Origin of the sequence: Ilyobacter polytropus DSM 2926 (assembly GCF_000165505.1) — a bacterium.
Lineage (GTDB): Bacteria > Fusobacteriota > Fusobacteriia > Fusobacteriales > Fusobacteriaceae > Ilyobacter > Ilyobacter polytropus.
Genome location: NC_014634.1, coordinates 114,532 through 124,226 on the forward strand (window position 1 = coordinate 114,532; position 9,695 = coordinate 124,226).

A 9,695-nucleotide genomic window follows, 5' to 3' on the forward strand; every position below is an offset into this window, starting at 1 on the left:
CCAAAAAAGTCTGTAAATAGCATTTAAATAATTAGGCTTTTTATTATGGTAAAAAGAGAAAAAATATCTGCAGAAAGAGAACAAATTGTAAATATATTATCAGAAACTTAGGACATTAAAAAGGTCATAAAGCTCTTTTAGAAGTTCAGGAAAAAATGGGAGGATAGAGACCCAAATTCTATGAACTTCTGGCTTTTTATACTCTCTAAAGGCAGTTTCTATATCCATAATCTGTGCGTACATATGCCTTCCTTGAATTTCATATACCCCGGCCTCTATGTTGGCAAGATCTGTATCCATAAGATATTTGATTGTTTTTGTATAGACACTGGGTATATGGTGATATCTCCCAATTTTTCTAAATTTCCATAAATCACTTAATATCCTCCGAGTCTTGAAGTATTGTATTTATATAGAAAAATTGAGGGAGATCTTCTAAAAATCTCCCTCAATAAAAAACAGTATCTATAAATTTATCTTACTAACCATCCGCCGTCCACACAAAGAATATGACCATTCATATAGTTAGACGCCTTTGCTGACAGAAATACTGCTGCTCCACCAAGATCTGAAGGCTCTCCCCATCTAGAGGCAGGAATTCTTTCCAAAATTTCAGCATTTCTCTTTTCATCAGCTCTTATAGGGGCAGTGTTAGCTGTTGCTATATAACCAGGTGCAATTGCATTAATTTGTATATTCATTCCGGCCAATTCATTAGCAAATGCCTTAGTAAGACCTGCTACTCCGTGCTTTGACGCAGTGTAAGAGGGTACGAATTTCCCACCTTGGAATGAAAGCATCGATGCAATGTTTATTATCTTCCCACCTCCTTGCTTAACCATATGGTTAGCTGCATTCTTGGAAATATAATATATTGCATTCAGATTGAGGTCTATTACATTTTTCCACCCTTGGTTGTCTCCATCTAAAAGAGGTGCTCTATGAATAGTTCCAGCATTATTTACCAATATATCTACCTTCCCGTAGGCTTCTACACAAAGGTCTGCTGCAGTTGAAGCGTCCTCTTCCTTCATTAGATTTCCATTACCAAATTTAATTTGTCTTCCCATATCTGTAATAACTTTAGTAAGCTCTTCTTTATTTTCATCTGTATAGGCATAAATAAAAAGGTCTGCCCCGGCCTTAGCAAGTTCAGTGGCTATAGCCATTCCAATTCCTGTATTTCCTCCGGTAATCATTGCGACTTTTCCATCTAATCCAAAATAGTCTTGTAAGTAATTCATTCTTATTTCCCTCCCAATATTTTTTAACTAAAAAACTTTTTTAAGTATTAATTGTTTCTTTTAAATGCATTATCTGAGATTGTCCATATCAACATGATCCATATCTGTAAATGTCTGATTCTCTCCAACCATTCCCCAGATAAATGTATACCTTCCCGTACCTACACCCGAGTGAATAGACCAGGATGGAGAAAGTGCAGCCTCTTCATTTTTCATTATTATATGTCTTGTTTCTGTAGGTTCTCCCATCATATGAAAAACTCTTGTCTCCTCTTCCATATCAAAATATACGTAAACTTCCATTCTTCTGTCATGTGTATGTGCTGGCATTGTGTTCCATACAGATCCTTCCTCAAGCATAGTCATCCCCATTACTAGCTGGCAAGACTCACAAACAGCAGGATGAACATATTGATAAATTGTTCTCACATTTAGAGATTTTGCCTCTCCCAGCTTTACAGAATTCGCTTTATTGATATCAATCTTTACAGTAGGATAAGATCTGTGAGCCGGACCTGAGTTCAGATAAAACTTTGCCGGATTTTTAGAATCTATTGATCTAAAAGAGACTTCTTTTACACCCATTCCGACATATAAACCATCCCTTGAACCAAGCTCATGAACTTCACCATCGAGAATTACAGTTCCTGCTCCTCCTATATTGATGATCCCGAGTTCTCTTCTCTCTAGGAAATATTCAGCTCCAATTTCTTTTCCTGCTTCTAGTTTTAATTCACTTTTAACAGGACAAGCTGATCCTGCAATAATTCTATCATAATGAGAGTATACCAATTTAAGATCATCTGATTTGAATAACCCTTGAATTAAAAATTCCTCTCTCAACCTTTCTGTATCGTATTTTTTAGCATCTTTATTACTTGAAGCGTATCTTATTTCCATCAAACAATCTTCTCCTTTTATTTAAATTATTTTATTAGTCCAAACATCTTAGGTAATGCGATAGATAAAGCTGGGAAGAAAGTCACCAGCAATAATATTAGTGTTGTAACTACATAAAATGGAAGCAATCTTTTAAATACCCGTTCTATACTTATTCCTCCTACCTTACAACCAGTAAACAGAATCGGACCTACCGGTGGAGTGATAGTACCTATACAAAGGTTAAATACAATCATGATTCCAAATTGAATGGGATTCATCCCAAAGTTTTCTGCAATAGGAAGAAAAATTGGTGTAAATATTAGAACTGCAGGAGTCGGGTCCATAAAAGTTCCTATTATAAGCATAAGTAAATTCATGATCAACAATATGATTATACGGTTATCTGTTATTCCTAATAATAATATAGATATCTTTTGAGGAATATTTGTAAAAGCCATCACCCATGACATCATGGAAGAAACTCCGATCATAAATATTACAATTGATGTCATCTCTGCTGAACACATTAATATTTTTGGCAGATCTTTTAATTTTATCTCTTTGTAAATCAAAGAGAGCATTAAGCAATAAACTACCGCAATGGCTGATCCTTCTGTAGCTGTAAATACACCTTTTAGTATCCCACCTATAACAATTACAATTAGAAGTAAACTAGGAATAGCATCTAAAATAGTTCTAATATTTTGTGCTAAAGTTGTTTTTTCTGTGGATATATAATTTTCTTTTTTTGCCATAATAGCTGCGATTACCATTACCCCAAGTCCCCATAATATTCCTGGAATATATCCAGCTATGAACAGAGCTGATATAGATACGCTACCTGCAACTGTTGAATAAACAATAAGTGTATTACTCGGAGGAATAAGCATTCCAGTAGGAGCTGAAGCAATATTTACTGCAGAACTGAACTCTGGTTTATACCCTTCTGCTTCTTGAAGGGGTGCAATAGTCCCTCCTACCGCTGCCGCTGCCGCAACGCCAGAACCGCTGATTGCTCCAAAAAGCATATTTGCAACTATATTGGATTGTGCCAAAGAACCAGGGAGCCTTCTTCCTATCAGCTTAGAGCAATTTATCAGACGAATTGCTATTCCACCTCTGTTCATGATGTTTCCTGCAAGGATGAAAAAAGGAATTGCCAAAAGTGAAAAAGAGTTGGTTCCTATAAAGAGCCTTTGTGCTGACGTAACCATCGCCCCGTCAAGAGGTAGAACCATTAGCATTGAAAGTGCTGAGGAAAAACCGATACTTATACTGATAGGCACACCAATTAATAAGAGTATTGGTAATGAAGTAAACATAATCATTCCTGTTTGAACTGCTAAGTCCATAATTTATCTTCTCCTAACTTTGACTTTTTATATTTAATGAAATATAGTTCTCTTATATTACAAAGAGCATAAAATATTATAAATATTCCACTGATAGGAATTGCAGAATATACTACTCCTATTGGAATTTGTAGTGATGCATCTAACTGCCCCATCTGTTTCATGGTGGAAAGCTGTCCACCATAAACCATTATGCCTAAAGTAAAAATAGTTATTAATATTTCCTGGATAATGTCTGCCATTATTTCAAATTTGAAAGGCAGTTTTTCTTTGACAAATACAATTTTCATGTGATCTCTTTGTCCGAAGACATAGGCAGCTCCGTATAAAACCAGCCAAACAAAGAGATATTGAGATAATTGCTCTGTCATAGCACTGGGTTTATTAAAAATATATCTTGTGAAAACTTGCCAGCTAACTAAGACAGTCATTAGAACCATTAAACTGATACAAAAGAGTTGTATCAGTTTATCTAAAATCAATTTTATTTTATTCATATCTTACTCCTGACTTATTTATTAATAAAGATAAAGGTTAAACGATTAATTCAACTTGTGCATGTGTATTTATCTTCTCCAGATAATTAGAAAATAAAATTTTGCACAAGTTGAAAAGTCAATGATTACTTACTTAAATCTCTTATAGCATCATAAAGTATTTTAGAATTCTCTGAAGAATCTATAACGCTTTGCTGAAGTGGCTTTACTCTTTCTTGGAAAGGCTTTATTGATACATCAACAAAAGTTGCTCCATTTTCTTTAGCTATTTTTTTGGCTGCTTCTACATTCTCATTCCATGCAATAAACTCTTTATTTATAGTTTCTTTTATCAGATTCTTAAGAATTACCTTATTTTCATCTGACATTTCATCGTACGTGCTGTTGTTCATAATAATCAAATCAGGAACCATCAGGTGATTTGTATAAGAGAAGTAAGGAGCTATTTCATAATGCTTTAGGTCTACGTAAGTTACTTCGTTATTTTCTCCACCTTCAAGAACACCTTGCTGTACAGCTGTATAAACTTCACTTTGAGCCATTGGAGTTCCTACTCCACCCATGTAGTCTACCATTTTTTTCATTGTATCAGACTGCATTACACGAATCTTATATCCAGATAAATCTGCTGGTTTTTCTACAGGTTTATTCGTGTATATGTTTCTTGAACCTGCTGTAAATGCACCTAAAACCTCAAATCCACTACCCTTTACAGAGCCAAATAGATCATCTAAAGCTCCAGAAATAAAAACTTCTTTTTGATGCTCTAAATTATCATAAATGTACGGAAGTCCTATTACTGCGAAATCTTTATTAAAATTTTCAACTACTGGATTTGCCACTACTGCCATCTGTATTACTCCATTTTGAACAAGCTCAGTTGCGGCTCTCTGGTCACCTAAAAGTGCATTTGGAGAAATTTCTAATGTATATTCACCATTTGTTTCTTTTTCTAGTGCTTCTCCAAATTCTTTTAGAGCCTTATACTGAGGATGATTTTCAGACTGGTTGAATGCTAATTTCAGTAATTTAGATTTTGGTTCATCTGATTTTTTTCCTGAGCATCCCACCAATAAAAATAGTGCTGCCATCCCTGTTGCCAATGCTTTTGTAAACCTTTTCATTATTTTTCCTCCTTGATATTTGTATTATTGGTTTTTTTTATAAAATAGTCTGAAAATTCTGTATTTATTTTATCTTTGAGTCTTCTTATCCCGCTATAAATATGAGTATCAATAATTTTTTCTAATTCCTCAAATTTTCTGAATTTAATTGTTTCTAATAATTTTTTATGGTCTTGAAAAATCGCTTCAAAATTCTTTACCGCAACGATGTCTAGCATTCTAAACCTATGGTAGTGAACCTGAGCTTTTTGTATCTGTTCCCAGATAAACAAGTTACCAGTTGCTCTGTACATAATTTTGTGGAATTCACAGTCTAACTCATAAAATTCTTCTGTCGTGAAATCTGATTTTAAAAGCAATTCCTGCAATTTCAAATTATAATCTAGCTCTGCAATTAATTTTTCATTTAAATTTTTCATTGTATCTTTTACAATCATAGTTTCTATAGCCATTCTCATGTAGATACTTTGATTGATAATATCAAGGTCAAGCAATGCCACATAATTAGATTTGAACGGTATACTTTCTATCAAGCCTGACATTTTTAGTTTTTGGAGTATATCTCTACAAGGTGTTCTTGATATTTTATATTTATTTGATATTTCATGTTCCGTTATAACCTGTCCAGGTTTGTATTCTAAATTTAAGATCTCTTTTTCTAATTCTCTGTATATTTTTTCAGTATTTGTCTTATTTGACATAATCCCCCCCAAAATCCATAATATTGTATTTAAAGTATACATTGTATACAATGCTTGTTTTAGATACAACAAGTATACTTTTAGTTCATTAAATTGTCAACATAAACAATTTCATATTTCAAATGTTAGTTTGTAACTCTAGATAGTTTAATACTATTTTTCCTGAAGAAGATCGAAAAAAAAGATATTAAAAAAACATAGATTTTCTTAATATCTATAAAATATTTAAATCATTTCTTGCGATCTAAAATCAATAAATTTGTCAAAGATGTTATTGCAGAGGTAAGAAACTCGAGAAATCTATCAATACATAAAATATCGATAGAGATTACCCATACAGTTTCATATGCTACTAAAATTATAAATTATGAGTTATGAGTTTTGGAAATGTTCTAGATTCAGAGACTGCAACAATAAAAATTATAAGTTAATCAAGGTCTAAGTGTAATGTTTGTACTTAGGCCTTTTTATTATATTAAAAGTTGTTTTTATATCTAAAATGTAATATTATTCTTGAACTTTAGATCTATAATGTAGTACAATCAATTATATTATAATTTTGGGGGAAAGCATGAATGAAAATAACTTAGTAAATCTAAATTTGTGCAAAGAGATTTCGGAAATAATTATCTCTACAAGAAATTCTATCCGTAGTTCTGTGAATAGTGCTATGGTCATTGCCTACTGGAATATTGGAAAAATTATCGTAGAAGACCAACTTAAAGGAGCCACTAGAGCTCAATATGGTAAAAGTATTCTAAAGGATCTATCTGAAAAACTTACTGAAGAATTTGGTAAAGGATTTAATATAAGAAATTTAAAACATATGAAAAGGTTTTATGAGCTCTTTGGAAATATGAACTCAGTGAGTACGCAATTAAGCTGGACTCACTATAGGCATCTTTTAAAGGTCGAAGATTCTTCTGCGAGAAACTGGTATATGAGAGAATGTGAAAAAGAGAATTGGTCTACAAGAGCACTGGAAAGACAGATAAATTCTTTCTACTATGATAGATTGCTATCCAGTAAAGAAAAAGAACCTGTAATAACTGAAGCCATAGAAAAAACTAAAGAATTAGCTCCTAGAGATGTATTAAAAGATCCATACGTATTGGAATTCTTAAACCTAAAACACAGACCATCATTTACAGAGCAAGACTTGGAAAGTGGTTTAATAGAACAACTCCAGGAATTTTTGCTAGAGCTTGGAAGTGGATTTTCCTTTGTTGCCAGACAGAAACATTTTGACCTGGATGGTGAACATTTCTACATAGACCTTGTATTTTACAACTATATTTTAAAATGTTTTATATTAATTGATCTAAAAAGAGGAAAGCTTACTCATCAAGATGTTGGTCAAATGGATATGTATGTAAGAATCTTTGAAGATAAAATGAGAGGCGAGGGTGACAATCCCACTATCGGACTCATCCTTTGCAGTGATAAAAATGAAGCTGTGGCAAAGTATTCTATACTTTCTGAAGGAAAACAAATCTTTACTTCTAAATATAAACTCCATCTTCCTACAGAGGAACAACTCGAGAGAGAAATATTAAAAGATATTTCATTACTAGAGGAGGGAGACTCATGGGAAGAAAAATAGGATATGCAAGAGTCTCCACAGTCGGACAAAATATTGATGCCCAAATAAAGCAACTAGAAAATGCTGGCTGTGAAAAAATATATGAGGAAAAAATCAGTGGGAAAAATATCGATAGAACTGAGTTACAGAAAATGAAAAAAGAGCTGCATAAAGGAGATACTGTTATAGTAACTTCTTTTAGTAGACTTGCAAGAAGTACTAAAGATCTTTTAGAGCTTGTAGAAACATTCCAGATTAAAGGGGTAGGGTTCAAGTCGTTAAAAGAAGATATAAGTACTCAGGGAGCCTCTGGTAAGTTTATATTAACTTTATTAGGGGCAGTGGCAACCTTTGAAAGAGAACTTATGCTAGAAAAACAGAAAGACGGGATTGCATATGCAAAATCTCAAGGTAAATATAAGGGAAAACAGAGAGTTATTTATTTAGATGACAGAATAAAAGATCTTTTTAAAAGAGTTGATAGAAAAGAACTGAAAGCCAAGGAAGCTCTTCATTTAAGTGGTTTTTCTCAGGGGACTTATTATAAGCTTTGGAAAGAATGGAAAGATAGAAGTCAATAGACTTCTATCTTTTATATGACGTTTTGTGGGGTACTAAAAGATACATGTCACTCAAATTTTTATTTTTAATATTCATCGGCTATTGCAAAAGTAAGTTTAAAATTTTTAATTCCATTAATGTTCATAATTCTCTGAAAAAGATCACATAAATAATCTTTTGACACATAGTTGACATAAATGAAATATATGTATATTGTAAGAGTCACTAATAGAAACACTCCTATAATGAAAACTTTTTTCAACCAAAAGTAGTATCCGACAGTCATCTCCCCAAGGTGACTGTCGCCCCAAAATTTAATTTAGATAGTAAAGACAAGTAGTAATATACCTCAGATTGAGCATTTCATTATATTTTATTATTACTCGATTATATAAAGAATAAAAAATAAATAACTCCGAAAAAGGTAAAACAGGAGAAATCCTGTGACACAAAACTATAGGGTCTAATTCTTTCTTAAGATATGACAGCCAGTTGTCGAGATTTTTGGGAGGAAGCATATGATCAAAACTTTATTCAGAAAATTTGATAAAAATGATTTTCCAGGAGAACAAAAGAAATCAGAAAAAGAGAAAAAATTACTAAAAATCTGTAATAAGGCTATTTATTCTAATCCAAAGAACCCTGTTGCTTATTTTAACAGAGGAAATTTAAACTTCAAATTAGGAAATTACATGAGTGCATTAAAGGACTATAACAAAGCCATAAGACTTAATCCAAAATATTTACATGCATATCATAGCAGAGCTATAACAAAAGAAAAATTAAATTACTATAATGGTGCTATTTCTGATTATAACCTTATTTTAAAAATAGACTCATCAGATTTACTAGCACATAAAAATAAAAATATTATCCTACAGAAATTTATAGGGTAGTGCAAAACATTTGATATGTTATCTAGTTTTTTTTCAATCAAAGTCTAAGTGTAAATATTAGACTTTTTTTTATTTTAGGTAGTTCTATAGTTGTATTAAAGCAACTTAAACTTAAAGATTAATAATTAGAATAAAAGAAAAAACAACAACTCAACCTTTTATGTTATGTTTTATGTATATAATGTAATAATGTAGTCCCTTTTTTTATCTTTTTAATAAACTTTTTTAGCCCAATATTTATAATGGATTGAAGCATATTTTGAAAAAAAAAATTCTCCGCAAGTGTGATGATATAAGTAGTCCTTAATTTTAAAGGATTCTCCGCAAGTGTGATGGTTTTAAAGCCAAGAAAAATAATGTCTTGTAGACTTTTTTGTTTTCTCCGTAACTGAGATGGTATTGTAAGTACCAATTTTATTTTATTCTCCGCAAGCGTGATGGTTTTAAGCCCTTATTTTTCAAATGAAAATTTGTTTATGATAATTCTCCGCAAGCATGATGATGTTGTAAGCATTGATTTTGTTAAATTCTCCGCAAGTGTGATGGTTTTAATGCTTGATTTTACTAAGATTGAGCATTTAAAAAAATTCTCCGTATCCATGATGAAATCTGTAACCATTGATTTTACTAGGTTCTCCCTATGTGAGATGTGTTTAAGGCTAGAAAATATAAGAGATACTAATTTCATACTATTCTCCGTAACTGAGATGGTATTATTATATTCTCCTGATAGATGATGACTTTTAAGCCTTATTTTATTAATAAATTAATAAATTTACTTGGAAATATAGATAAAATAAGCTAAAATGGAGTAATAAAATAAAGGGAGTATGGAGAATAAAAAGTGATATACCAT

10 protein-coding genes and 1 riboswitch are annotated in these 9,695 nt (G+C 32.0%); of the genes, 3 read left to right on the plus strand and 7 right to left on the minus strand.

What is annotated here, in order from left to right; all coding sequences use genetic code 11:
- Positions 1 to 99 precede the first annotated feature (99 nt).
- The 7 genes from ILYOP_RS15610 to ILYOP_RS14995 form a co-directional block, all read right to left on the minus strand.
- Entirely contained in the window at positions 100 to 300 is a 201-nt protein-coding gene (locus ILYOP_RS15610) for a YhcH/YjgK/YiaL family protein (protein ID WP_245546536.1), read from the minus strand.
- Between the two features lie 173 nt (positions 301 to 473).
- The gene (gene kduD / locus ILYOP_RS14970) at positions 474 to 1,244 is read right to left on the minus strand and encodes a 2-dehydro-3-deoxy-D-gluconate 5-dehydrogenase KduD (RefSeq protein WP_013389313.1); all 771 of its coding nucleotides are present in this window, start codon (positions 1,242 to 1,244) and stop codon (positions 474 to 476) included.
- Positions 1,245 to 1,313: 69 nt separating this feature from the next.
- Positions 1,314 to 2,144, minus strand: a complete 831-nt coding sequence (gene kduI, locus ILYOP_RS14975; protein ID WP_013389314.1) for a 5-dehydro-4-deoxy-D-glucuronate isomerase — start codon at positions 2,142 to 2,144, stop codon at positions 1,314 to 1,316.
- 26 nt (positions 2,145 to 2,170) lie between these two features.
- Positions 2,171 to 3,478, minus strand: a complete 1,308-nt coding sequence (locus tag ILYOP_RS14980; protein ID WP_013389315.1) for a TRAP transporter large permease — start codon at positions 3,476 to 3,478, stop codon at positions 2,171 to 2,173.
- Positions 3,469 to 3,975 (minus strand): TRAP transporter small permease, encoded by a 507-nt coding sequence (locus ILYOP_RS14985; RefSeq protein ID WP_013389316.1) that lies wholly within the window; start codon positions 3,973 to 3,975, stop codon positions 3,469 to 3,471. The genes ILYOP_RS14980 and ILYOP_RS14985 overlap by 10 nt, the downstream gene beginning before the upstream one ends.
- 125 nt (positions 3,976 to 4,100) lie before the next feature.
- Positions 4,101 to 5,066: a TRAP transporter substrate-binding protein gene (locus ILYOP_RS14990; RefSeq protein WP_342633617.1), complete on the minus strand. Its 966-nt coding sequence runs from the start codon at positions 5,064 to 5,066 to the stop codon at positions 4,101 to 4,103.
- A gap of 32 nt (positions 5,067 to 5,098) precedes the next feature.
- Entirely contained in the window at positions 5,099 to 5,800 is a 702-nt protein-coding gene (locus ILYOP_RS14995; protein WP_013389318.1) for a GntR family transcriptional regulator, read from the minus strand.
- Positions 5,801 to 6,371: 571 nt separating this feature from the next.
- On the opposite strand from ILYOP_RS14995, the gene ILYOP_RS15000 reads away from it, so the two are divergent.
- The 3 genes from ILYOP_RS15000 to ILYOP_RS15010 all read left to right on the plus strand — a co-directional run bounded on the left by ILYOP_RS15000 (position 6,372) and on the right by ILYOP_RS15010 (position 8,839).
- On the plus strand, positions 6,372 to 7,403 hold the full coding sequence (locus ILYOP_RS15000) for a PDDEXK nuclease domain-containing protein (protein WP_013389319.1): 1,032 nt from the start codon (positions 6,372 to 6,374) through the stop codon (positions 7,401 to 7,403).
- Complete coding sequence (locus tag ILYOP_RS15005) at positions 7,388 to 7,963, plus strand: recombinase family protein (protein ID WP_013389320.1); 576 nt, start codon at positions 7,388 to 7,390, stop codon at positions 7,961 to 7,963. Before ILYOP_RS15000 ends, ILYOP_RS15005 begins: the two co-directional genes overlap by 16 nt.
- 393 nt (positions 7,964 to 8,356) lie before the next feature.
- A riboswitch (cyclic di-GMP riboswitch) is annotated at positions 8,357 to 8,443 on the plus strand.
- Between the two features lie 18 nt (positions 8,444 to 8,461).
- Positions 8,462 to 8,839: a tetratricopeptide repeat protein gene (locus ILYOP_RS15010; RefSeq protein WP_013389321.1), complete on the plus strand. Its 378-nt coding sequence runs from the start codon at positions 8,462 to 8,464 to the stop codon at positions 8,837 to 8,839.
- Positions 8,840 to 9,695: the final 856 nt, after the last annotated feature.